Annotated in this window: 18 protein-coding genes and 1 pseudogene; 6 read left to right on the forward strand and 13 right to left on the reverse strand. The window is 72.5% G+C overall.

The genetic code is table 11. The features are described 5' to 3' along the window. Positions 1 to 23 precede the first annotated feature (23 nt). From mraY to mraZ, 7 genes and pseudogenes are all read right to left on the reverse strand, one after another. Entirely contained in the window at positions 24 to 1,148 is a 1,125-nt protein-coding gene (gene mraY, locus O7614_RS24380; RefSeq protein ID WP_278140784.1) for a phospho-N-acetylmuramoyl-pentapeptide-transferase, read from the reverse strand. Next, positions 1,145 to 2,542 (reverse strand): UDP-N-acetylmuramoyl-tripeptide--D-alanyl-D-alanine ligase, encoded by a 1,398-nt coding sequence (murF, locus tag O7614_RS24385; protein WP_278140785.1) that lies wholly within the window; start codon positions 2,540 to 2,542, stop codon positions 1,145 to 1,147. Before murF ends, mraY begins: the two co-directional genes overlap by 4 nt. Next, on the reverse strand, positions 2,539 to 4,101 hold the full coding sequence (locus tag O7614_RS24390; RefSeq protein WP_278140786.1) for a UDP-N-acetylmuramoyl-L-alanyl-D-glutamate--2,6-diaminopimelate ligase: 1,563 nt from the start codon (positions 4,099 to 4,101) through the stop codon (positions 2,539 to 2,541). The genes murF and O7614_RS24390 overlap by 4 nt, the downstream gene beginning before the upstream one ends. Before the next feature lie 52 nt (positions 4,102 to 4,153). Next, positions 4,154 to 6,361, reverse strand: a complete 2,208-nt coding sequence (locus O7614_RS24395) for a penicillin-binding transpeptidase domain-containing protein (protein ID WP_278140787.1) — start codon at positions 6,359 to 6,361, stop codon at positions 4,154 to 4,156. A gap of 3 nt (positions 6,362 to 6,364) precedes the next feature. Continuing rightward, complete coding sequence (locus O7614_RS24400) at positions 6,365 to 6,970, reverse strand: hypothetical protein (protein WP_278140788.1); 606 nt, start codon at positions 6,968 to 6,970, stop codon at positions 6,365 to 6,367. Further along, positions 6,960 to 8,069: pseudogene (gene rsmH / locus O7614_RS24405) on the reverse strand (16S rRNA (cytosine(1402)-N(4))-methyltransferase RsmH). The gene O7614_RS24400 and the pseudogene rsmH overlap by 11 nt, the downstream one beginning before the upstream one ends. A gap of 204 nt (positions 8,070 to 8,273) precedes the next feature. Beyond that, the gene (mraZ, locus tag O7614_RS24410) at positions 8,274 to 8,705 is read right to left on the reverse strand and encodes a division/cell wall cluster transcriptional repressor MraZ (protein ID WP_030488958.1); all 432 of its coding nucleotides are present in this window, start codon (positions 8,703 to 8,705) and stop codon (positions 8,274 to 8,276) included. Positions 8,706 to 9,060: 355 nt separating this feature from the next. Here mraZ and O7614_RS24415 point away from each other — a divergent pair, with 355 nt between their 5' ends. From O7614_RS24415 to O7614_RS24425, 3 genes are read left to right on the forward strand one after another with little or no spacing between them, the layout of a single operon-like run. After that, positions 9,061 to 10,308, forward strand: coding sequence for a MurT ligase domain-containing protein (locus O7614_RS24415; protein ID WP_278142362.1), 1,248 nt, complete (start codon positions 9,061 to 9,063; stop codon positions 10,306 to 10,308). Further along, positions 10,298 to 11,017, forward strand: a complete 720-nt coding sequence (locus tag O7614_RS24420; RefSeq protein WP_278140789.1) for a glutamine amidotransferase — start codon at positions 10,298 to 10,300, stop codon at positions 11,015 to 11,017. Before O7614_RS24415 ends, O7614_RS24420 begins: the two co-directional genes overlap by 11 nt. Next, a complete protein-coding gene (locus O7614_RS24425) occupies positions 11,014 to 11,697 on the forward strand; it encodes a VTT domain-containing protein (protein WP_278140790.1) in 684 nt (227 codons plus the stop codon). Before O7614_RS24420 ends, O7614_RS24425 begins: the two co-directional genes overlap by 4 nt. Before the next feature lie 141 nt (positions 11,698 to 11,838). On the opposite strand, the gene leuS is transcribed toward O7614_RS24425, so the two are convergent. Further along, positions 11,839 to 14,679 carry a leucine--tRNA ligase gene (gene leuS / locus O7614_RS24430; protein ID WP_278140791.1) on the reverse strand — a complete coding sequence of 947 codons (2,841 nt, stop codon included), beginning with the start codon at positions 14,677 to 14,679 and terminating at the stop codon, positions 11,839 to 11,841. 443 nt (positions 14,680 to 15,122) lie between these two features. On the opposite strand from leuS, the gene O7614_RS24435 reads away from it, so the two are divergent. Genes O7614_RS24435 through O7614_RS24445 form a run of 3 tightly spaced genes read left to right on the forward strand, consistent with a single transcriptional unit; the run spans position 15,123 to position 19,963 of the window. After that, positions 15,123 to 16,175, forward strand: a complete 1,053-nt coding sequence (locus tag O7614_RS24435; RefSeq protein WP_088988401.1) for a MoxR family ATPase — start codon at positions 15,123 to 15,125, stop codon at positions 16,173 to 16,175. 1 nt (position 16,176) lies between these two features. Beyond that, on the forward strand, positions 16,177 to 17,475 hold the full coding sequence (locus tag O7614_RS24440; RefSeq protein ID WP_278140792.1) for a DUF58 domain-containing protein: 1,299 nt from the start codon (positions 16,177 to 16,179) through the stop codon (positions 17,473 to 17,475). Between the two features lie 16 nt (positions 17,476 to 17,491). Further along, positions 17,492 to 19,963, forward strand: coding sequence for a DUF3488 and transglutaminase-like domain-containing protein (locus O7614_RS24445; RefSeq protein ID WP_278140793.1), 2,472 nt, complete (start codon positions 17,492 to 17,494; stop codon positions 19,961 to 19,963). Between the two features lie 376 nt (positions 19,964 to 20,339). On the opposite strand, the gene O7614_RS24450 is transcribed toward O7614_RS24445, so the two are convergent. The 5 genes from O7614_RS24450 to O7614_RS24470 form a co-directional block, all read right to left on the reverse strand. Then, entirely contained in the window at positions 20,340 to 20,738 is a 399-nt protein-coding gene (locus O7614_RS24450) for a DUF3040 domain-containing protein (protein WP_278140794.1), read from the reverse strand. A gap of 116 nt (positions 20,739 to 20,854) precedes the next feature. Next, positions 20,855 to 22,114 (reverse strand): DNA polymerase IV, encoded by a 1,260-nt coding sequence (locus O7614_RS24455; RefSeq protein ID WP_278140795.1) that lies wholly within the window; start codon positions 22,112 to 22,114, stop codon positions 20,855 to 20,857. A gap of 62 nt (positions 22,115 to 22,176) precedes the next feature. Further along, the gene (locus O7614_RS24460) at positions 22,177 to 23,343 is read right to left on the reverse strand and encodes a nucleotide pyrophosphatase/phosphodiesterase family protein (RefSeq protein WP_278140796.1); all 1,167 of its coding nucleotides are present in this window, start codon (positions 23,341 to 23,343) and stop codon (positions 22,177 to 22,179) included. Next, on the reverse strand, positions 23,340 to 24,116 hold the full coding sequence (locus tag O7614_RS24465) for a methyltransferase domain-containing protein (protein WP_278140797.1): 777 nt from the start codon (positions 24,114 to 24,116) through the stop codon (positions 23,340 to 23,342). The genes O7614_RS24460 and O7614_RS24465 overlap by 4 nt, the downstream gene beginning before the upstream one ends. A 66-nt stretch (positions 24,117 to 24,182) precedes the next feature. Further along, the gene (locus O7614_RS24470; RefSeq protein WP_167393588.1) at positions 24,183 to 24,356 is read right to left on the reverse strand and encodes a hypothetical protein; all 174 of its coding nucleotides are present in this window, start codon (positions 24,354 to 24,356) and stop codon (positions 24,183 to 24,185) included. Positions 24,357 to 24,446 lie beyond the last annotated feature (90 nt).

The raw sequence follows: 24,446 nt of genomic DNA on the forward strand, positions 1-24,446 counted from the left end.
CCGGACAGCGGGGACCGGGCCGGTCAGGTCATGTTGGCGAGGAACTCGCTGTAGAACAGGCCCAGGGCGATCGCCACACCGATCCCGGCGATGATCCAGAAGCGCACCACGATGTTGACCTCGCTCCAACCGGCCAACTCGAAGTGGTGTTGCAGGGGCGACATCCGGAACACCCGTTTACCGGTGGTCTTGAAGGAGATGATCTGGATCACCACGGACATCGTGATGATCACGAAGAGCCCGCCGATGATCGGCAGCAGCAGGATGGTGCGGGTGGACATCGCCATGCCGGCGATCAGGCCGCCCAGCCCCAACGCCCCGGTGTCGCCCATGAAGATCCGCGCCGGGGACGTGTTCCACCAGAGGAAGCCCACGCAGGCCCCGGCCGCCGCCCCGGCTATCAGCGCGATCTCCAACGGGTCGCGGACCTCGTAGCAGTACGGCTGGCTGTAGCTCGGATCGGCGCACCAGTGCCGGTACTGCCAGAACGCGATCAACGCGTACGCGGCGAGCACCATCACCGACGCGCCGGTGGCCAGACCGTCCAGGCCGTCGGTGAGGTTGACGCCGTTCGTCGCGGCCATCACCACGAAGATGAAGATGATCACCGCACCGACCTTGCTGACCTCCAGGAAGTCGATGTCCCGGATGAAACTCAGCGTGGTGCTGCCCACCGTCTCGGTGTTGGTCGCCTTGCCCGTCGCGTCGGTCATCGTGCTCGGGAACCACAGGGCGATCACCCCGAACACCGCGCCGACCAGGATCTGGCCGAGCAACTTGCCGCGCTTGTTCAGCCCGGCGCTGTTGCGCTTGCGCACCTTGAGGAAGTCGTCGAGGAAACCCACCGCGCCGGAGAAGACCATCAGGCCCAGCAGCACCAACGCCGTGATGGTCGGCTCCACCTGGGCGATCTGCTGGTCCGGCAGGGTGGTCAGAGCGAGGTGCCCGGCCACGTACGCGATCACCGTGGCCAGGATGAAGACGACGCCACCCATGGTGGGCGTGCCCTTCTTGCCCTGGTGCATGGCCGGGCCGTCGGTGCGGATCGGCTGACCGGCCTTGAGCCGGGTGAACACCTTGATCGCGATCGGCGTACAGAACAGCGACACGAGGAAGGCCACCCCGATGGCGACGATGACCGCCCTCATCGGGTGGACTCCCCACCGGCGCCGGCGCGCAGGGCGTCGGCCACCTCCCAGGTCCGGTACCGGGAGCCCTTGACCAGGACGACGTCACCCGGTCGTAGCTCGCCCCGCAGCACCTCGACGGCCGCTGCCTGATCGGTGAGCAGCACCGACTCTCCTCCCCAGTTCGCTACCGCTGTCGCGCCTTCGTGGATCGGCGCGGCCGGCTCGCCCACCACGAGCAGCCGGTCGACACCCAGCTCGGCCGCGAGTTGGCCGACCTCGGCGTGGCCCTCCCGCTCGAACGGGCCAAGCTCGGCCATGTATCCGAGCACCGCGACGGTACGCCGCCCCTGGCCGATGCTGGCCAGCGCCCGCACCGCCACCGCCATCGAGGCCGGGTTGGCGTTGTACGAGTCGTCGATGACGGTCACCCCGTCGGGGCGGTCGAACACGTCCATCCGCCGGGTCGAGACCAGCCCCAGCTCACCGAGCGCCCCGGCCAGCTCGGCGAGCGGCATGCCCAGTTCGCGGGCGACAGCCGCCGCGGCGAGTGTGTTACCGACCTGGTGACGGCCGGTCAGCCCGAGCCGCACCGACGCGCGCCCCTCCGGGGTGACCAGGGTGTACGACGGGTGCCCCCGCTCGTCCAGCGTCACGTCCTCGGCGCGTACGTCGGCCTCCGGCGCCTCGCCGTAGCGGACCACCCGGGCCCCGGTGCGGCTCGCCATCGCGGCCACCCGGGGGTCGTCGGCGTTCAGCACGGCCAGCCCGTCCACCGGTAGGGCCTCGACCAGCTCACCCTTGGCCAGGGCGATGTTGTCCTGCGAGCCGAACTCGCCGATGTGCGAGGTGCCGACGTTGAGCACCACGGAGATCCGGGGTGGCACCAGCTCGCACAGGTACCGCACGTGCCCGATCCCGCGCGCGCCCTTCTCCATCACCAGGTAGCGCGTGTCCGGACCGGCCTGCAGGGCGGTGTACGGGTGCCCCAACTCGTTGTTGAACGAGCCGGGCGGCGCCACGGTGGCCCCGAGCCGGGCGGTGAGCTGACCGATCAGGTCCTTCGTGGTGGTCTTGCCGGAGGAGCCGGTCACACCGATCACGGTCAGGTCGGGGAGCCGGTCCACCGCGGCGCGGGCCAACCGGCCCATCGCGGTGAGAGCGTCGTCGACGAGCACCATCGGCACCCCGGGCACCTCGCGGCTGCCCAGCACCGCCACCGCGCCGGCCTGGATCGCCGTCGCCGCGTAGTCGTGCCCGTCCACCTTCTCGCCGGGGAAGGCCACGAAGAGCGACCCGGGCCCCACCTTGCGCGAGTCGAACTCGACGCTGCCGGTGACGGTGACGACCGGGTCGGCGGCGACGAGCCGCCCGTCGACCGCGGCGGCCACCTCGGCCAGGCTCAGCGCGATCATCGCTGACCCGCCAGGTCCCCGAAGCGGGCCCGCAGCGCGGCGGCCAGTTCGACGCTGTCGTCGAACGGGAACACCTCCCCGGCCACCTCCTGGCCCCGCTCGTGGCCCTTGCCGAGCAGCGCGATGACGTCGCCCGGCTCGGCCAGCCGTACCGCCTCGTCGATCGCGGCGCGGCGGCCCGCCACCTCCACGATCCGGGCGGCCGTGGCGGCCCGGTACGCCCCGGCGAGCACCTCGGCGCGGATCTCCGCCGGGTCCTCGGTACGCGGGTTGTCGTCGGTCACCAGGACCACGTCGGCTCCCTCCGCCGCGGCGGCGCCCATCACCGGCCGCTTGCCCCGGTCCCGGTCCCCGCCGGCGCCGATCACGCAGATCAGCCGACCGGCGCTCAGCTCACGCAGCGCGGCCAGCGCGGCCACGATCGCGTCCGACTTGTGCGCGTAGTCGACCACCCCGCGCACCGGCGCGGCGACGTCGACCAACTCCAGCCGACCTGGCACACCACCGCAGGCGGCCACGCCCGCCGCCGCGGTCGTCGGGTCCACCCCTGCGGCAACCAGCGCGGCGATGGCCAGCAGCGCGTTGGCCACGTTGTGTCGCCCGGGCAACGCCACCCCGGCGGACACGACCACGCCGTCCGGGCCGTGCGCGGTGAACCGCTGGGCGTACCCCTCGCCGCTCACGCCGTCGGCCCACCAGGTCGCGCCCTGGTCACCGGCTGCCGAGTAGGTGACGGTGGCCGGCTTGTACAGCGGCTTGAGGGCCGGGTCGTCGAGGTTGAGCACCTCGACCGCGCAGCGGCCGTCGAAGAGCTGGGCCTTCGCGGCGAAGTAGTCGTCGCTGTCGGCGTGGAAGTCCAGGTGGTCGGAGCCGAAGTTGGTGTAGCCGCCGACGGTGAACCGGACACCGCCCACCCGGCCCATGGCCAGCGCGTGGCTGGAGACCTCCATGACGACCGCGGTGACCCCCCGCTCGCGGGCGGTGGCCAGCATGGCGTGCAGGTCGGTCGCCTCCGGGGTGGTGCGCACGCTGTCGATCACCAGGTCACCGAGCCGGGTCTCCACCGTGCCGATCAGCCCGGTGGTGTGGCCGGCGGCCCGCAGCCCCGACTCGACCAGGTACGCGGTGGAGGTCTTTCCGGCGGTGCCGGTGATCCCGATGACGGTGAGGTCGGCGGTCGGGTCGCCGTACACGGCGGAGGACAACTCGCCGAGCACGGCGCGCGGGTCGGGCACCACCAGGACCGGCAGGCCGCCCGCGGCGGCCAACTGCGCACCAGCCGGGTCGGTCAGCACTGCCACCGCACCCGCCTGGACCGCGTTGGCGACGAACTCAGCGCCGTGCCGGCGGGCACCGGGCAGCGCCGCGTACAGGTCGCCGGGGCGGACCTCCCCGCTGGCGTGGGTAGCCCCGGTGACGACCACCGCGGCGGCGTCCGCCGGAAGGTCGACGGCGAGTCGGACGGCAAGATCACCGAGCCGGACTCCGGTCACGGTACGTGGACGTGGATTGCCGGGCACGGCGTCAGACCCTACCCGGTCGTCCGGTTCCGGCCGCACAGCCGCCCCGGTGGTTCGTCGGCACTCACCGATGATGTCCCGCCGTCGCTGCTCAGCGCGGATAGACAGTGAACTTGGGTGCGGAACCGCCCGTGGACGGCGGCACGCGATAGTGACGCAGAGTGAACTGCATCATGTCGCGGAACGCCGGATTGGCGATCGCCGCGCCCCCGCCGTTGGGCGCGTAGACGAAGACGGCGATCACGTAGCGGGGGTTGTCGGCGGGAGCCATGCCGATGAACGAGGACACCTCACCGGGCTGCTTCTTGCCGTTCACCAGCCGCCACCCGGTGCCGGTCTTGCCGGCCACCCGGTAGCCGGGGACCGCGGCGGTCAGGCCGGTGGCGTGGTCGACAGTGGTGACCGCCTCCAGCATGGTGCGCAGGGCCGCCGCGTTCTGCGGACTGAGCACCGACCGGGTCGCCGGGGCCGGCGCGGGGGTGCGCTTGCCGTCCGGGCCGATCACCTCCTTGACCAGATGCGGCTGCACGTAGGTGCCGTTGTTCGCGATGGCGGCGTACGCGGCGGCCATCTGCAACGGGGTGGCGTCGACGCTGTGCCCGATCGGCACCGACCCACGCGACGACCCGCTCCACTCGTCGGCCGGCAGCAGTCGCCCGCTGGCCTCGCCGGGCATCCCCTCGCCGGTCGGCTTGCCCAGCCCGAACCGCTTCTGGTAGTCGATCAACCGGTCCCGGCCGAGCTTCTCGGCGATCGTGATGGTGCCGACGTTCGACGAGTAGGCGAGCATCCCCGGCACGCTCATCCGCTTGCCGTCGGCCGGGTGCGTGTCGGAGAACCAGGTGTCGCCCATCTTGATGCTGTTGGCGATGGGGAGCACGGTGTCCGGCGTGATCACCCCCTCCTGCAGGGCCGCGCCGTAGGTGATGGCCTTGTGCACCGAGCCGGGGTCGACCACGAAGCTGGTCGCCGCGTCCTCACGGGCGACCGGGTCGCTGGGCATCGGCTTCGCCGCGTCGTAGGTGGGGTTGCTGGCCTGGGCCAGCACCGCGCCTGAGGGGATCTCGATGATCACGGCAGCGCCGGTGCCGCCCCGCGCCTGGGCCATGCCCGCGCTGAGGATCTGCTGGGTGCGGAACTGAAGGTCACGGTCGATGGTGAGGGTCAGCGAGCTGCCCGGCTTGGCCGGCGTGGTCCGGCTGTAGCCGCCCGGGATCGGTGCGGCCAGGTCGCCGAGGCCGGCCTCGTACACCCGCTTGCCGTCCTGCCCGGCGAGCACGTCGTCGTAGCGGGCCTCCAACCCTTCCAGGCCGGCCATGTCCTGACTGGTGAAGCCGATCAGATTGGCCGCCAGGTCGCCGCCGGGCACGTCACGACTCTCGTCGCGGTGCACCCCGATGCCGGGAAGCTCCAGCGCCTGCACCCGTTTGGCCGTCGGGATCTCCACCCCTCGGGCCAGGTAGGCGAACGTGGACGACTTGCCGTTCTCCAGCCTGCGGGGCTTCATCAGCTCGACCAGCTTCGACGTCGGGATGCCGAGCAGCGGGGAGAGTGCCTTCGCGGTGGCGGACGGATCCTTCACCTCGGTCGGGTCGGCGAAGACGTAGCGCGCCTCGACACTGCGGGCCAGCGGCGCGCCGGTGCTGTCGTAGATCGCGCCCCGCGGCGCCGGCAGCTCGACCGTGCGGAGGCGGTCGGAGATGCCGCCCCCGGCATACGCCGGAGCGTCGACCGCCTGGAGGAAGACCAACCGGATGCCGATGCTGGCGAACAGCGTCAGGGCGAGGACGGTGCCCAACCGCAGACGCAGCCGCGAGTCGGCCAGCTTCGGCGGGCGCGGAGGCTTGCGGGACGGACGGCGCGCCACCGGCCGGTCGGGGCGGCGCGGCGCGCGCGGCGTGCTCCGGCGGCGCGGCGCGGGCTCGTCCACACCCGGAGCACGAGGGGTGCGCGGGGAGACGGTGCGCACGACGCCGCCGCGCCCGGCGGCCGGGGCGTCGCGCCGGCCGGAACGGGCGGCGGCCCGGCCGCCGTCGAGCACCTGCAACGCCGGCCGGAACGGGTCGCCGGAACGGGTGCTGCGCGGCGTACGTCGCTGCTCGGCGCCCCCGGCGCGCGCCGACGTGCCGCGCTCGTCGCGGACGGTCCGACCCCTCGGGGTGTACGCGCGGGCACCGGAGATGCCCCCGATGCCGGGCTCGCCGGTGCGCGACTCGTTGTCGGCGGGGCTGGCATCACGCGAAGAACCGCGCCGGGCCCCCTTCGGGTCCCGGCGCGGCTCGTCCGATCTCGGTGGCACCGGTCAGCCTCCCGCACCCTGGCTGGTCACCGACGGCTGGCCGGTCGCGGGCTGCGGCACGCCGATGGTCTTGCCGTCCGGCAGCCGGATGTAGCCCGGCTCGCCGGCGTCGACCAGACCCAGCCGCCGTGCCTCGGCGGTCAGGTTGCCCGGCGCCTCGAACTCGGCGATCTGCTTGTCCAGTTGCTGCTTCTCCAGGTCCAGTCGAGCCTGCTGCTGCTGCAACCGCTCCAACCGGAACGCGTTCTCATTGATCTTGGTGTTGACCGCCAGGATGCCCAGCACCCCACCGACCACCAGCACCACGATCAGCGCCGCGAACGGCGCACGCGGCACCGACACCGGCGGTGGTGGTGCCACCCGCAGCCGGGGCGGGCGCGCGCTGGTGGCGGCGCCGGCCTTCTCGACCGGCCGCAGCGCGGCGGTGCCCTGAGTGGGGAACTCGCGCGCCCCCCGGGCGCGAGCCTCCCCCTGCCGGTTCACTCGATCGATGCGTGGCGTACCGTTTCCGAGGCGCGGAGCTCGCTCCGCCGCGATCCGGCCCCCCGACCGCGGTGCGCGCTGCTCGCCGCCGGTGACGCCCCGGCGGTCGCGCTTGTCAATGCTCATGTCCCTCCCCCTCAACGTCCGTCCCTCTGCCGTCCCGGCGCCCCTGACCCCCCACGGATCAGGCGGACCCCGTGCCCGGTTGGTGCATTCCCTTCACCCGTCGGCGAGACCGTTCGCGGTCGGTCCGCCCAAGCTCTGTCGCGTTCGGGTCGAGTCGTTCCGCGGCCCGCAACCGCACCGAAGCGGCGCGCGGGTTGGCGGCGACCTCCGCCTCCCCGGGCAGTTCGGCGCCCCGGCTGAGTAGCCGGAACGTCGGACCGGACCCGGGAAGTTCGACCGGGAGGTCGACCGGGCCCTTACTGCGGACCCGGTCCGTGAGCGCCGCCTTGGTGAGCCGGTCCTCCAACGAGTGGTAGGACAGGACCACCATGCGACCCCCCACGGTCAGTGCGTCGAGCGCGGATGGCAACGCTGTCTCCAGCGCTGCCAGCTCTCTGTTTACCTCGATCCTTAAAGCCTGAAACGTTCTCTTTGCCGGGTGCCCACCCGTTCGTCGGGCTGGCGCCGGAATGGAGTCCCGAACCAGCTCCGCCAGGAACGCGGACGAGGTGATCCGGGCACGCTCCCGCTGCCGGATGATCGCCGAGGCGATCCGGCCGGCGAACTTCTCCTCGCCGTAGACCCGCAGCACGCGAGCCAGGTCCGGATGTGCGTAGGTGTTGACCACCTCCTCGGCGGTCACCCCCCGGGTCTGGTCCATCCGCATGTCCAGGGGCGCGTCCTGGGCGTACGCGAACCCGCGGTCGGGCGCGTCCAACTGCAACGACGAGACACCCAGATCGAACAGGATCCCGTCGATGCCCGGATAACCCAGCCGGTCCAGCACATCCGGCAACTCGTCGTAGACGGCGTGCTCCAGGTGCACCCGATCGGCGAACCGAGCCAGTCGGACCCGCGCGTGGGCGAGCGCCTCGGTGTCCCGGTCGAGCCCGATCAGGACCGTCTCCGGGTGCGCCTCCAGCACCGCCTCCGCGTGCCCGGCCAGGCCGAGCGTCGCGTCGACGTGGACCGTCCGGCCGCCTCGACCCAGCGCGGGGGCCAGCAGCTCGAGACACCGCTCGAGCAGCACCGGCACGTGCGTGCCGCGCAACTCCCCCATGTCGACCCCCACTGGTTGAAACGTCCGTTCTTCTCGTGCGCCTGTCGTCGGACGGCGCTGCCGTCGTACCGCCAGATCCCCATCCGCTCCCGCCTGACACCGGACTCGCACCGATGACTGGATCGTGCGCCTGGCACCGGGGAAGGGATGCCAGGAACTCGAAAGCGGCTGGAGATCTCGCAGTACGTCGGGCGCCGTTCCGCCCTACAGACCGCCTGGCAGCACCCCCTCCTCGATGTCGGCGAAGTCGTCTTCGCTCTCGGCGAGGTAGGTCTCCCAGGCGACCTTGTCCCAGATCTCCACCCGCGTGCTCGCGCCGATCACCACCAACTCACGGTCCAGTGCGGCATATGCCCGGAGGTGAGCGGGGATGGTCACCCGACCCTGCTTGTCCGGAACCTCGTCGTGCGCGCTGGCGAAGAAGACCCGGCTGTAGGCCCGGGCCGCCTTGTGTGTCATCGGCTGCGCGCGCAACTGCTCCGCGATGCGCTGGAACTCAGGGGTGGGGAAGACGTAGAGGCAGCGCTCCTGCCCTTTGGTGACCACAACACCCCCCGCCAGCTCATCTCGAAACTTGGCCGGAAGGATCAGCCGGCCCTTTTCGTCCAGGCGTGGAGTGTGGGTGCCGAGAAACACGGCCCTACCCCCCTTGCCCCTGAGCGGCGTTCGCGGCGCCGCTGACCCCCCGGGCCGGTGAGCCCTCCCGGCCTCACCATTGGTCCCCACTCTACTCCACTTCCCTCCACCCGCAACCAGATTCGCCCGCGTGGCGCGCCCGAACCAATGGCAAAACCGCACGTCAACAGGGGTGGAGCGGAGTGGAGGGCCGCCGCGCCCCTCCGGCGTGGTCCGCTTTCCGACATAGATCGACTCCGTCCGGCGGAGGCGCCACCGGCCGCCCGCCCAGCCGCCACGGCCGAACGGTTCACCGTCGGCGGCGATCTGGAGGGGCGGGCGGTCCGGTAACCTCGCTCGCGTGACGGACGCGAAAATGCCCCTACGGGCCAAGGTGGCCAGCTCCGTGTCACGGACCGCCGCGGCGCTCTCCCGGGCGGCCGGCCGTGGCGACGGTTCGGTGATCGGTGGCTGGATCGGCCTGAAGATCGACCCGGACCTGCTGGCCCACCTGTCGGCCGGGCGTGCGATCGCGCTCGTCTCCGGCACCAACGGCAAGACCACCACCACCCGGTTGACCTCCGCCGCGGTCGGCGTGCTCGGCCGGGTCGCCACCAACTCGTTCGGCGCCAACATGCCCAGCGGGCACACGTCGGCACTGGCCAAGGCCGGCAGCACCCCGTACGCGGTGCTGGAGGTCGACGAGCACTACCTCGCCCAGGTGCTGGAGGCGACCGAGCCGCACGTGGTGGCGCTGCTCAACCTCTCCCGCGACCAACTGGACCGCGCCAAGGAGGTCGCCATGATGGCGCAGCTCTGGCGCGCGGCCCTGGTCCGGCACACCGATGTCCGGGTGGTGGCCAACGCCGACGACCCGATGGTGGTCTGGGCCGCCACGCCGCCGGGGGACCCCGCCCGCGGCATCCACCCGCCGCACGTGACCTGGTTCAGTGCCGGTCAGCGCTGGCACGACGACTCCTGGGTCTGCCCGGAGTGCGGCTCCACCATCGAGCGCTCCGGCGAGCAGTGGTGGTGCACGGGCTGTGCGCTGCGCCGGCCGGAGCCGCAGTGGGTCGTCGAGGACGAGGGTGTGCTCGACCCCACCGGCGCCTGGCACAAGGTCTCGCTCCAACTGCCCGGCAAGGTCAATGTCGGCAACGCGGCGACCGCGCTGGCCGTGGCCGCCGAGTTCGGTGTCCGTCCGGTCGACGCGGTGTCCCGCCTCGGCATCGTCACCTCGGTCGCCGGTCGTTACGCGCAGGTCGACAAGGACGGGCGCAACATCCGGCTGCTGCTGGCCAAGAACCCGGCCAGCTGGCTGGAGGCGTTCGACATGGCCGACAACGCGCCGACCCTGCTCTCCATCAACGCGCGCGACCCCGACGGCCTCGACACGTCCTGGCTCTTCGACGTCGACTTCGCCCCGCTCCGCGGCCGGCAGGTGTTGATCACCGGCGACCGGGCATACGACCTGGCGGTTCGGTTGGACGTCAACGACGTGCCCTTCCAGCACGTCCGCACGTTCGACGACGCCATCCGGTCGGTCCCGCCCGGGCGGCTGGAGGTCATCGCGAACTACACCGCGTTCCAGGACATCCGAGCGGAGTTGGACCGTGTCATCTGAGAGCCTACGAATCGTCTGGATCTACCCCGACCTGCTGTCCACCTACGGCGACCGGGGCAACGCCCTGATCCTCGCCCGCCGGGCCCGCCAACGGGGGATGCCGGTCGAGGTGCTGGAGGTCCGCTCCGACCAGAAACTGCCCGCGACGGCCGACATCTACCTGGTCGGCGGCGGCGAGGACGGCCCACAGGCGCTGGGCGCACAGCGGCTGCTCGCCGACGGCGGGCTGCACCGGGCGGTGGCCCAGGGGTCGGTGGTGTTCGGCGTCTGCGCCGGCTACCAACTGCTCGGCACGTCCTTCTTCGCCAAGGGTGTGCAGTGCCGTGGCCTGGAGCTGCTCGACCTGCGGTCCGACCGGGGCGAGAGCCGGGCCGTCGGCGAGCTGGCCGGTGAGATCGACCCCCGGCTGGGTCTGCCCCCGCTGACCGGTTTCGAGAACCACGGTGGCCGCACCCACCTCGGCCCCGAGGTCTCCCCGCTGGCCCGGATCAGCGCCGGGGTCGGCAACGACGGCACCACCGAGGGCGCGTGGCGCGGCAAGTTGCTCGGTACCTACTCGCACGGCCCGGCGCTGGCCCGCAACCCGGCCCTGGCCGACCTGCTGCTGCGCTGGGCGACCGGGGCGCACCAGCTCCCGCCGCTCGACGACACCTGGTCGGACCGGCTCCGCAACGAGCGCCGCTCCGCAGTGGCCGCCGCCCGGGCATGATCCGCGCCGTCCGACGGCTGCTCCGGCAGCCGTCGGCCGCCCGGTTCGCCCTGCTCGTGCTGCTGATCGGCGGATGCGGGCTACTGCTGCTCCTGGTGCCCCGGCCGGATCCGGAGCACCTTCCGCTGCTGGCCGACCGGCTGGGCGACCTCGCCCCGGTCGCCGCGATCCTCGGCGGCGCGCTGCTGCTGGTCGCGCTGGTCCCCCGGACCTTCATCACGCTCGCCGCCGGCGCGATCTTCGGCCCGCTGGAAGGCGCCGCGTACGCCCTGGGCGCCGCGTTGGTGGCCGCGGCGATCGGGTTCACGGTCGGCCGGCTGCTCGGCCGGGAGTTCGTAGCCGAACGGGTCCGTGGTCGCCTGGCCCGCCTCGACGGATGGTTCGCCCGGCAGAGCGTGTTCGGTGTGGTCACCGTCCGCCTGCTGCCGATCGCCGGCTTCGGTCTGGTCAGCTACGGCTACGGCACGACCGGTGCCCGCGTGCTGCCGTTCCTGGCCGGCAGCGTCATCGCCTCCGCGCCGACCGCGTTCGGCTACGCGGCGATCGGCGCCGCAGTCAGTTCCCCCGGCCAGGTCAACTGGTACGCCGCCGCCCCGGCCAGCCTCGGCCTGATCGCCAGCGTGGTGCTCGTCCACCAGTGGTGGCGCGCCGAGCGCCGCCGCCGCACCATGCCCGTCTGACCCACCCCGTCCCACCCGACCGCTGGGTCGATCATGGAGTTGTGGTGGGGATCAATCACCCCCTATGGGGATGAGTCAGCCACCACCACTCCATGATCGGCGCGGGCCGGCGCGGGGCGGGGCGGGGCGGGCCGGGGCGGGTTAGGCGACTACCGAGACCATCCGGCCCTTGACCACGATGACCTTGCGGGGCTCCTTGCCGGCCAGGGTCGCGGCCACCGCGTCCAGGGCCGCCGCGCGGACGGTCTCCTCGGCGGCGTCGGCGGGGACCTCGATGCGGCCCCGGACCTTGCCGTTGACCTGCACCGGATAGGTCACCGTGTCGGCCACCAGCAGCGCCTCATCGGCGGTCGGGAAGTCCGCATACGTCAGCGAGGTGTCGTGGCCCAGCTTGCGCCACAGTTCCTCGGCCAGGTGCGGAGCGAACGGCGCCACCATCAGCACCAGCGGCTCGGCCACCTCGCGGGGCGTCGCCGACAGGCCGGTCAGCCCGTTGGTCAGCTGGATCAGCTTGGCGATCGCGGTGTTGAACCGGATGCCGTCCATGTCGCCACGGACACCGTCGATCACCGTGTGCAGCAGCCGACGGGTCGCCTCGTCGGCCGGGTCCTCGGTGACCCGCAGCGCGCCGGTCTGCTCGTCGACCACGGCCCGCCACACCCGCTGCAGGAACCGGTACGACCCGACCACCGCCCGGGTCTCCCAGGGTCGGGACACCTCCAGCGGCCCCATCGACATCTCGTACACCCGGAAGGTGTCCGCGCCGTACGCGGCGCACATGTCGTCGGGGGTCACCACGTTCTTCAGCGACTTGCCCATCTTGCCGTACTCGCGGTTGACCACCAGGTCTTCCAGGTAGTACGCGCCGTCGCGCTCGACCACGTCCTCGGCCTGCACGTAGCTGCCGCGCGAGTCGGTGTACGCGTACGCCTGGATCATGCCCTGGTTGAACAGCTTGCGGAACGGCTCGAACGACGACACGTGACCCAGGTCGAACAGCACCTTGTGCCAGAAGCGCGCGTACAGCAGGTGCAGCACGGCGTGCTCGGCGCCGCCGACGTACAGGTCGGTGCCGCCGCAGTCACCGTCGGCGCGCGGGCCCATCCAGTAGCGCTCGTTCTCGGCGTCGACGAACCGATCGCTGTTGGTCGGGTCCAGGTAGCGCAGCTCGTACCAGCAGGAGCCGGCCCACTGCGGCATCACGTTGGTCTCGCGGGTGTAGCGCTTCGGCCCGTCACCCAGATCCAGCTCGACCTCGACCCAGTCACGCCGCCGCGACAACGGGGTCTCCGGGTTGCTGTCGGCGTCGTCGGCGGCGAACGTCTTCGGCGAGAAGTCGTCCACCTCCGGCAGCTCGACCGGCAGCATCTCCTCCGGCAGGGCGATGGCGGCGCCGGTCTCGTCGTAGACGATGGGGAACGGCTCGCCCCAGTAGCGCTGCCGGGAGAACAGCCAGTCGCGCAGCCGGTAGGTGACCGCGCCGGTGCCGTGCCCGTTCGCCTCCAGCCAGGCGATGATCGCCGCCTTGGCGTCGGCGACCCCCAGGCCGTTCAGGTCCAGGCCGCGCTCGGGCGCGGCGCTGTTGATCGCCGGACCGTCCCCGGTGTACGCCTTGCCGTCGAAGCCCTCCGCGGGCTGCACGGTACGCACGATGGGCAGCTCGAAGACCTCGGCGAACGCCCAGTCCCGCTCGTCCTGGGCCGGCACCGCCATGATCGCGCCGGTGCCGTAACCGGCCAGCACGTAGTCGGCGGCGAAGATCGGGATCTGCCCGCCGGTAACCGGGTTGGTGGCGTACGCGCCGATGAAGACGCCGGTCTTCTCCTTGCTGTCGGCCTGCCGCTCGACGTCGGTCTTGGCCGCCGCCGCCTTGCGGTACGCCTCGACGGCCGCCCGGGGGCTGGTGTGCCCGCCGGTCCAGGCGTCCCTCGTCCCGTCCGGCCAGGCGTCCGGCACCAGCGCGTCGACCAGCTCGTGCTCGGGCGCCAGCACCATGTAGGTCGCGCCGAAGACGGTGTCCGGACGGGTCGTGAACACCTGCACCGGCGCCGCGCTGGTCGGGAAGTCGATGTGCGCGCCCTGGGAGCGGCCGATCCAGTTGCGCTGCATCAGCTTGATCGGCTCGGGCCAGTCCAGGCTGTCCAGGTCGTCCAGCAGCCGGTCGCCGTACGCGGTGATCCGCATCATCCACTGCTTCAGGTTGCGCTTGAAGACCGGGAAGTTGCCCCGCTCGGACCGACCGTCGGCGGTGACCTCCTCGTTGGCCAGCACGGTGCCCAGCCCCGGGCACCAGTTCACCGGGGCCTGCGAGACGTACGCCAGGCGGTGGTCGTCGACGACTCCGCGGCGCTCGGCGACGCTCAGCTCGGCCCAGGCCCGGCCGTCCGGGGTGGGTCGGTTGCCGCCCTCGAACTCGGCGATCAGCTCGGCGATCGGGCGGGCCCGGCCGGCGTCACGGTCGTACCAGGAGTTGAAGATCTGCAGGAAGATCCACTGGGTCCAGCGGTAGAAGTCGGTGTCGATGGTCGCCACCGAGCGGCGCTCGTCGTGCGCCAGGCCCAGCCGGCGCAGCTGCGCCTTGTACCGCTCGATGTTCGCCACCGTCGTGGTACGCGGGTGGGTGCCGGTCTGCACCGCGTACTGCTCGGCGGGCAGGCCGAACGCGTCGAAGCCCATCGCGTGCAGCACGTTACGGCCGGCCATCCGCTGGTAGCGGGCGTAACAGTCGGTGCCGATGTAGCCCAGCGGGTGACCGACGTGCAGGCCCGCTCCGGAGGGGTACGGGAACATGTCCAGCACGTACAGCTTCTCCGCGCCGGCGCGGGGGTGGGTCGGGTCGGCCAGCGGGCCGGTCGGGTTCGGTGCGTGGAAGGTGCCCTCGCGCGACCAGGTGTCCTGCCAACGAATCTCGATCTCGCCGGCCAGGGCCGCGGTGTACCGGAACGGGGGGATGTCGCCCGCCGGTGCGGCTGCCTCACTCATCGTCTCTCCTCGCTTCGCTTCGCTTCGTCTCGGCGCCACCGGGCCGGGCCGGCGACGGGCACAAAAAAGCCCCTCGCGCAGGAGGGGCCGCCGTGCTGTCGCTGCGTTCAGCGCATCAGCACGGCCCGGTAAGAAGCAGGAAGACTCCGGCCATGTCCCGCAGTGTACCTCGCCGCCGGGAGCGCCCGCGTACCGCCGACCGGTCCGTCCAGGCGAACGGGACACCGGGTACCGATAGGCAGAACAGACACGCATCCCCCGGCTGGCGAATATTCGGTGCGTAACCGACGGACTACCTGCGGGGGTCGGCGATAACGACAAACATGGTTAGCCTGAGAGACCAGTGAGATTCCTGCGGCAAACGAGGCTCGACGTCGCGAACCCAACGGCGGGTCCAGGTGCTCTATTTCAGAGCTGCCGTGACGGCGACGAGGAGGAGGCCCGTGACACAACAGACCTGGGACGAGGTGGGCGGCCTACTGCCGCACGACGAGTTCCGCGCCGCCAGCGAGGCCATCGTGGCCAACATCGAGCAGGTCATCGAGGGTAAGACCGCCACCGTGCGGCTCGCCCTGGCCGTCCTGCTCGCCGAGGGTCACCTCCTGATCGAAGACGTCCCGGGTGTCGGCAAGACCAAGCTGGCCAAGGCCCTCGCGCGGTCCATCGACTGCACCGTGCGGCGGATCCAGTTCACCCCCGACCTGCTGCCCAGCGACGTCACCGGCGTCAGCGTCTACAACCAGGAGACGCACGACTTCGAGTTCCGCCCGGGTGCGGTGTTCGCCAACCTGGTGGTCGGTGACGAGATCAACCGCGCCTCGCCGAAGACCCAGTCGGCGTTGCTGGAGTGCATGGAGGAGCGGCAGGTCACGGTCGACGGCGTGACCTACCAGCTGCAGACCCCGTTCATGGTGATCGCCACCCAGAACCCGATCGAGATGGAGGGGACGTACCCCCTCCCCGAGGCGCAGCGCGACCGCTTCACCGCCCGGATCGCGATGGGTTACCCGGATGTCAACGCCGAACTGGCCATGCTCGACGGGCACGGTGCCACCGACCCGCTGCACGAGCTGCGCCCGGTGTCCGACGCGAACATCGTCCGGCAGCTCATCTCCACCGTCCGACAGGTGCACGTCGCGGACGCGGTCAAGCAGTACGCGATCGACCTGGTCACCGCCACCCGCGAGGCCCCCGACCTGCGGCTCGGCGCCTCCCCCCGGGCGACCCTGCAACTGCTGCGCACCGCCCGGGCGGTCGCCGCCCTGGAGGGCCGCGACTACGTACTCCCCGACGACCTGCAGGCCCTGGCGGTGCCCGTGCTCGCGCACCGGATCATCCCGACCGCCGACGCGCAGCTTGCCCGGCGCACCACCGACGCGATCGTCTCCGAGCTGGTGCACCGCCTTCCGCTGCCGCACGACCGGCAGCGCAACCCGTACGACACCCGGCCCGCCACCGGCAACGGCCGCGCACCCTACGAGCCGCGGAGGCCGTGACGTGCGTGCCGGGCTGCGCGGGCTGACCACCCGCGGGCGCTCCTTCCTCGCCGCCGCGCTCGCGGCGGCGATCTCGGCAGGCATCCTCGGCGAGAAGGACCTGCTGCGGGTTGCGGTGCTGTTGGCCATCCTGCCGTTGCTGGCGGCGGCCTACGTCGGACGCAGCCGATACAAGCTGGCCTGCAACCGTTCACTGGACCCGCACCGGGTTCCGGTCGGCGCCAACTCGCGGGTCGTGCTGCGCCTGCAGAACCTCTCCCGACTGCCGACCGGCACCCTCCTCCTCGAGGACCGGCTGCCCTACGCGCTGGGCAGCCGGCCCCGGGTGGTGTTGGAGCGCCTCGGCGCGCACCAGGCCACCTCCGTGGCGTACACCGTGCGGGCCGACGTGCGGGGTCGCTACGACGTGGGCCCACTGGTGGTCCGGATGACCGACCCGTTCGGCCTGTGTGAACTCACCCGGTCCTTCCCGAGCACCGACCACCTGACGGTCATCCCGCAGGTCACCTCACTGCCGTCGGTGCGGCTCCCCGGGGAGTACGCGGGCAGCGGCGACAGCCGGGCCCGGTCCGTGGCGGTGCACGGCGAGGACGACGCGGCGACCCGGGAGTACCGGCGCGGCGACGACCTGCGTCGGGTGCACTGGAAGTCCACCGCTCGCACCGGTGAGCTGATGGTGCGCCGTGAGGAGCAGCCGTGGGAGAGCCGGGCCACGGTCGTCCTGGACACCCGTGCGTACGGCCACCGCGGTGAGGGGCCGACGGCCAGTTTCGAGTGGTCGGTCTCCGCCGCCGCGAGCATCGCCGTGCACCTGCGCCAGGCCGGTTACAAGTTGCGTCTGGTCACCGGCTCCGGGGCGGACGTGGACGCCTCGGAGGCCGGCGGTGACGGGGCGCTGCTCGACCACCTCGCGGAGGTCCGGCTGGATCAACGCGCCGAGGTGACCGACCTCGTGCAACGGGTCCGCCAACGCGCCGACGGCGGTCTGATCATCGGGTTGTTCGGCACGGTGAGCGTGGCCGAGGCCGAGCTGCTGGCCGGGCTGCGCGGCAACGGCGCCACCTGTGTCGGGTTCCTGCTCAACAGCTCGACCTGGCTCAGCCTGCCGGAGAAGGCCCGCGCCGAGGCGGAGCACGCGCACGGCACCGCCGTCCTCGCCATGGTGCGGAGCGGCTGGCGGGTGGTCGGAGTCGACCACGGCAGCCGACTGCCCGCGCTGTGGCCGCAGGCCGGTCGGGGCTCCCAGGGCTTCGCCCTGCGCGCCGCACTGGCCGAGACGGTGGCCGGCGGCGTGCGATGAACGGAAGGTTCCCCTCATGAACGCCAGTCGCAACATCGGCGTGGTGGCGGCCGCGGCGACACTGCTGGCGGCCGCGCCGCTGTCGGCCATCTTCCAGAGTTGGACGTGGCTGATCGAGTCCATCATCGCGGTCGCGGTGGTGGCCGGGGTGGCCGCGCTGACCAGGCTCGCCCGAGCACCCCTGTGGGGTCAGGTGTTGGGCATGCTCGCCGGTCTGGTCCTCGCTCTGACCTGGTTGTTCCCCAGCGGCACGGAGCTGCTCGCCTTCCTGCCGACGCCGGGCACGTTGGCGCACTTCAGCGACCTGATCGCCGGATCCGGACAGGACATGCGCTCGTACGGCGTCGAGGTTCCCGACACCGACCCGCTGCTGTTCATCACCGTGCTCGGCGTCGGTGGGGTCGCCGTACTCGTCGACGTCCTGGCCGTCGGGCTGCGCCGACCCGCGCTGGCGGGGCTGCCGATGCTCGCCATCTACTCGGTGCCGGTCGCCGTCTACGTGGACAGCGTCCCCGCCGTGCCGTTCGTGGTGGGCGCCGCCGGCTACCTCTGGCTGCTGGTCACCGACAACGTCGACCGCGTACGCCGCTTCGGGCGACGGTTCACCGGTGACGGCCGCGACGTCGACGTGTGGGAGGCCTCACCCCTGGCGTCCGCCGGTCGCCGGCTCGCGGTGATCGGGGTGGCCCTGGCGGTGGTCCTGCCCCTGGCAGTGCCGGGCATGACCGGTGGGTTGCTCGACAGCATCAGCCGGGGGCCGGGCAACGGCACCGGAAACGGGACCGGCTCGGGCGGCACTTCCGGTCGGATCGACCTGTTCGCGTCGCTCGCCGGCCAGCTCAACCAGTCCCAGGTGTTCGACATGGTCAAGGTCACCACGACCGAGGAGAACCCGTTCTACCTGCGCTACGCGGTCGCCGACGAGTTGCGCCCGGCTGGTTTCCTGGCGCGTAGCCCGAGCGGCCGGCCGGCCAACCGGGACCTGCCGGACCCGGCCGATCGGGCCGGCCGAGGTGTGCAGCGCACCACCTACCGGGCGACCGTCGAGGTCACCAAGAGCCTGAGCATGGCGCTGATGCCGGTGTACGCCGAGCCGGTGCGCACCGAGGACCTCAGCAGCAACTGGCTGTACGACCCCAACCAGCAGATCGTCTTCTCCAACCGGGAGAACTCCCGGGGCCGTAAGTACTCCTTCGACTACGTCCGCTCGACGTACACTCCGGCGGTGCTGCGGGCCGCGCCGCCGCTCCCGGCGGACCACCCGGTACGCCGACAGATGACCGCCACCCCCGAGCGGGTGCCCGAGGTGGACGAGCTGGTCAAGGGGCTGGTCCAGGGCAAGCGCACCGACTACGACCGGGTGCTGGCGATCTACCAGCACTTCTCCGCGGACAACGGGTTCAAGTACCGACTGAGCACCGAGAGCGGCAGCAGCGGGCAGGACATCGTCAACTTCCTGACCAACAAGGTCGGCTACTGCCAGCAGTACGCGGCGGGGATGGCCTGGTTGGTCCGCGCGTCCGGCATCCCGGCCCGGGTGGCGTTCGGGTTCACCAACGGCAGCAATCGCGACGGTGACACGTTCACGCTGACCAACCTCAACCTGCACGCCTGGACCGAGGTCTTCTTCGACGGCGTCGGTTGGGTGCCCTTCGACGCCACCCCGGCGTACGGGGTGCCCGGCTCCACCCGATCGGCCTGGGCACCGGATACCGACGCGCCGGAGCCGTCCACGCCGGGTGCCGGTGTCACGGGCACCCCGACCGACCCCGGGGCGTCGGCCGGGCCGGCCGGGCCGGACAACGCGGACCGGGAAATCGACGAGGGGTTCTCCGCCGGCGGCACGACCCCCGGCGACCAGCCACCGGTCTGGCCCTGGTGGGCGGCGGGCCTGTTGGCCCTGCTGGCCCTACTCGCGGTGCCTGCTCTGCGCCGGCTCGCGCTGCGACGTCGGCGCGGCGGCCGGACGACGAACGCCACCGTGGCCGCCACCGTCGTCGAAGACGGCGCCGAGCCGGGCTTCCGCGCGGTGGTGGTCGGCGCGGACGCCAACCGTGCCCGCGCCGACGCACACGCCGCCTGGGCGGAGCTGCTCGACACCCTGGTGGACTTCCGGGTGCCGGTCGACCGGACCGAAACGCCCAGGGCGACCGCGGACCGGCTTGTCCGGGACACGCTCGACGACGACGCGGCGGTGGAGTCGGCGCGGCTGCTCGGTAGGGCGGAGGAGCGGGCCCGGTACGCGCGGGATCCGCTGACCGGTGAGAGGTTGTCGTCGGCGCTCCGCGTGGTCCGTGGGGCACTCGCCGCACGGGCGGACCGGCGGACCCGTCTCGTCGCCGCGGTGTTGCCACCGTCGGTGCTGCTGCGCTGGAGGACCGCCCTGGCGGACGCCTCCAGCCGAATGGTGGCGCTGACCGGGAGGACCCGGTACCACCTGCTGCGCTGGAACCCCCGCCGGCTGTTGGCCGACCGGGCGGCCCGCTGACCCACCGCAGGTTTAGGTCAGGGGCGGCGGCCCACCGCCGCCGCCCCGACCACGAGCCCGCCTGCCAGCTCCCCTGGGGCACACGAGAGACCGGCCGCCCAAGATCGTGCTCGATCCAGGAAAGAGGCCCCTCCCGAAGCGCACGATGCCCCTACACCCAGGATCGAGCACGATCTCGCGCGGGAAAGAATGGGCAGGCTCGGTCGGGCGGCCAGGCAGGCGGGCACGGGCGGCCAGGCACGGGCGGTCGGGCCGGTCGGTCGGGCAGGCAGACGGCGGGCACGACAAGGGTCGCCGGGAGTGGTGCCCGGCGACCTGCTCGTCGCGACGTACGGCCGCCTCAGCGGCGTACGGCCGCCTCAGCGGCGGGGTCGGCTCACCGGTGCCCCTCCGGGCGCTGCCGCCACCTGTCCTCCATGCGGTCCAGGATCGACGACCGGCGACCGGATCGGCCACCGCGCGGGCGACGACGACTCGTCGTGCCGCCCACCACGTGCAGGTCGGGTGACTGCGCCCGCCGGTGCGACTGCACCGCGAACGCGGCCGACGCCAGCATGACGACGAAGCCCGCCACCGCCAGTGGTGGAGTCTTGATCACCGCGCCATAGACCAGTAGAGCCAAGCCAGCGATGATGACGCCGGCGGCGACGAGCAGGCGACGCCGCGCATGGAAGCGCGGATCGCTGGCGCGCACGGCCGAGGCGAATTTGGGGTCCTCGGCAAGCGACCGCTCGATCTGATCGAACAGCCGCTGCTCGTGCTCCGAGAGCGGCACGGCACTCCTCCCCGGTCACGTTGAGTCGGCCCACTCGGGCCGACAGACCGTGGCAGCCAACCGGCTGCTTACCCGCAAGTCTACGAGGGGGGTCGCGCGTCGGAAAGCGGGACGACCTATGGGTGCGGTGGATTTTCCTTTCGGCGGGTGTCAGGGTCGCCCATCAGACTGGCCGGACCTATGACGGACCGCCCGAAACGGGCAGCGGCGGCGTCCGCGGCAGCTTCCGCTTCACGCCAACCCCGCTCGGGCGCGCCGAGCGTCAGCTGCCGGGCAGCGCCCCGCGCCGGGGCGAGCCCTTCGACCCGGACCCCGACGAGTCGAACCCGCTCGCCCGGGTCCAATGCGGTGTAGAGCGCCCAGACGGTGTCGAACATCTCCCGAGCGGTGTCGGTGGGCACGTCCAGGGTGCGGGAGCGGCTGACCGTGCGGAAGTCCGCCAACCGGACCTTGAGCGCCACGGTGCGCCCGACCTGCCCGGAACCCCGCAACCGGACGCCTACCTTCGCGCTGAGCGCGAGCAGCGCGCGGCGGATCTCCAGCGGGTCGGCCACGTCGACGTCGAAGGTCACCTCGGCGCCGATCGACTTGTCGACGTGCTCCGGGCTGACGCCGCGCGGGTCTCGCCCCCAGGCCAGCTCATGCAGGTGCGCCGCCGAGGCCGCACCGACCGCCCGGCGGAGCATGCCCACCGGTGCCTCGGCGAGGTCACCGACCGTGGCCAGGCCGAGACGGCGCAGCGCCTCGGCGGCCCGCTCCCCCACCCCCCACAGCGCGTCCACCGGCAGCGGGTGCAGAAAGTCGAGGACCTGCCCCGGCGGTACGACCAGCAGGCCGTCCGGTTTGGCCCGGGTGGAACCCAGCTTGGCCACGAACTTGCTCGGCGCCACCCCGACCGAGCAGGTCAGCGCCTGCTCGTCGGCGACCCGGCGGCGGATCAGCCGGGCGATGGTGGCCGGGGAGCCGAAGAGTCGGCGGGCGCCGGTGACGTCGAGGAACGCCTCGTCGAGAGAGAGTGGCTCGACCAGCGGGGTGACGTCCCGGAAGATCTGCATGACCGCCCGGGAGGCGGCGCTGTAGGCGGTGAAGTCCGGTGGCAGGTAGACCGCGTGCGGGCAGCGGGCGCGGGCCTGACTGGTCGGCATCGCGCTGCGTACCCCGTACCGGCGGGCCTCGTAGCTGGCCGAGCTGACCACCCCACGAGGCCCGACGCCGCCGACGACCACCGGTCGGCCGCGCAGCTCGGGTCGGCGGCGTACCTCGACGGCGGCGAAGAACGCGTCCATGTCGACGTGCAGGATCGGGCTGCCGGAGTCGTCGGCGTCCGGCCCGAAGCGCGGATCGTCGCCCCGGGGCAACGACTGACTGCGGCCCATCCCGGCAGGTTAACCCGGGGGTACGACACCACCACCCACCAGTGCGCCGGACCGTACGCCGGTCAGCCGCGGACGACCAGCAGCGGCACGGTCAGCTCGGCGGCGGTGTCCGACCCGTGGTACGCGACCAGCTTCGACGCCATCGGCCGCTCGGTGCGGCTGGCCATGACCGCGTACGTGTCGTTGCAGGTCACCACCACGTCGCCGATCCGGCCCAGGTGCTCCTCGGGCACCGGCCCGAACCAGCCGGTGGCCACCGCCTCGTCGCGGGTACGGACCCGGGCCGCGTCGCCCAGCACCTCCGACCAGGCGGCCAGCACGTCGTCGATCGCGCCCGGCTCGACGTGCAGATAGCGGACCCGAGCCTCACCGGCCACCAGCCGCACCCCGGCGCGCAGCCGTGGGTCGGTGTCGAGGTCGAAGCGGTGTGCGGCGGGTACGTCGAGCTGGCCGTGGTCGGCGGTCACCAGCAGTGCCGCGTCCGGCGGCAGCCCGTCGACCAGCCGGGCGAGCAGAGTGTCCACCTCGGCGGCGGCGACCCGCCAGGGCTCCGAGTCGACTCCGTAGACGTGGCCGTACCGGTCCAGGTCGGCGTGGTAACCGGAAACCAGTGTCGGCCCGGGGCCGGTGGCCAGCGCGGCCAGCATGGCGGCGGCCACCGCCTCCCCGCCGGCGGCACCCCGGAAGTCGCCGCCGCGGTTGGCGGCCACCGTCAACCCGCTGCCGCCGAACTCCGGCCGGCTCACCACTGTCACCGCCACACCGGCGGCCCGGGCACGTTCCCACTGGGTGGTGACCGGCTGCCAGGTCAACGGCGACGGGTCGGCAGCCCAGTCGGTGTGGGTGAGCACCCGGTCGGTGCCGGGCACGCGCACGGTGAAGCCGAGCACCCCGTGCTCGCCAGGTGCCACGCCGGTGCCCAGCGACACCAGACTGGTCGGGGTGGTGGACGGGAAACCGGCGACGAGCGGCCGGGCGACCGTCGCCGCGAGCCCGGCGAGGGTCGGCGCGTACGGCGCGGCGGTCGGCAGCTGGTACCACCCGAGCCCGTCGACCAGCAGCACGGCGATCCGGCGTACCCCCGCCAGGGCGGGGACGAGCCCGAGCGGGTCGGCCGCGCCGGGGACGCCCAGCACGGCGAGCGCGCTGGGCAGCACGTCGGCGAGACGGCCGCCGCCGTGGTCGGGCCCGAGGACCGCCAGCGGCGCCACGACCGGCGAGTCGCTCATGCCGGCCGGCGGGCGAACAGGTGCAGTTGGGCGGCCAGGTCCCGGTACGGCGGCTGGGCGGCCAACGCCCGTTCCAACTCGACCAGGGCGGCGGGCTGCCCGTCGGCGACCGCGGCCGGCAGCAGGTCGGCCAGCACGCGTACCCCGTGGATCTCCTCGACCACGAGCCCGACGGCACCGAGCAGCGCGGCGGCGCCGGGGGCGTCGTAGCGTCGTCGCAGAGTGTCCCGCGGCCCGGCGGTGCCGGCCGGGTCGGTGGCCAGCGCGGTCGCGACGTCGAGGTGGCCGTTCATCGCGCGGCCCAGCACGGCGGCGGCCCGCCCGGCCACCAGCACACTGGCCGCGCCGCCGGGACGCAACGCGGTGGCCAGTGCCGCCACCACGGGCGCCGGGTCGTCGACCACCTCCAGCACGGAGTGGCAGAGCACCAGGTCGACGCCGGCCGGCTCGACCAGCCCGGCGAGGGCGTCGCCGTCGCCCTGCACGGCGGCGATCCGGTCGGCCACACCGGCCTCGGCGGCCCGGCGGGTGAGCGCGGCGAGCGCGTCGGGGCTGGCGTCGACCACTGTGACCCGGTGCCCGGCGCGGGCCAGCGGGACGGCGAAACCGCCGGTGCCGCCGCCCACGTCCAGCACGGTGAGTTCGGCGTCGCCGCGCCGGTCCAGTTCGGCGCGGAGCACCGACCAGATCACGGCGGTACGGGGGGTCAGCGGCGGCCCGGCGAACCGGCCTCGGGTCTGCTCCACCCGGTCGAGCCTAGTCACCCGGTCCATCCCCGGTGCGGGCGTGTGGCGGGCGCACCCGCCACCCGCCCGGGCGGTGTTGCGGTACCGGGTCGGTCAGGACTCGGTGCCCTCGACCTCGTCCTCCGCCCGGGACCGGCGCTCGTTGGCCACCGGGCCGTTGGTCACCTCGTACTCGCGGGGGTCGGCGAGGTGCGACGGCACCCAGGTCGCACCCAGCCGGGTCCGCCGGGCGTTCGCGATTCCACCGGTGTAGGTGTGATTCCCCATCACTGTCATTCCCCCTCACGGATCACGGGCCACTCTGCCCGCTCGGGGACGAGTCTCCCGCCCACCGCCGCAGGAAACCGTAATGTGGAT

Origin of the sequence: Micromonospora sp. WMMD961 (genome assembly GCF_029626145.1) — a bacterium.
Lineage (GTDB): Bacteria > Actinomycetota > Actinomycetes > Mycobacteriales > Micromonosporaceae > Micromonospora.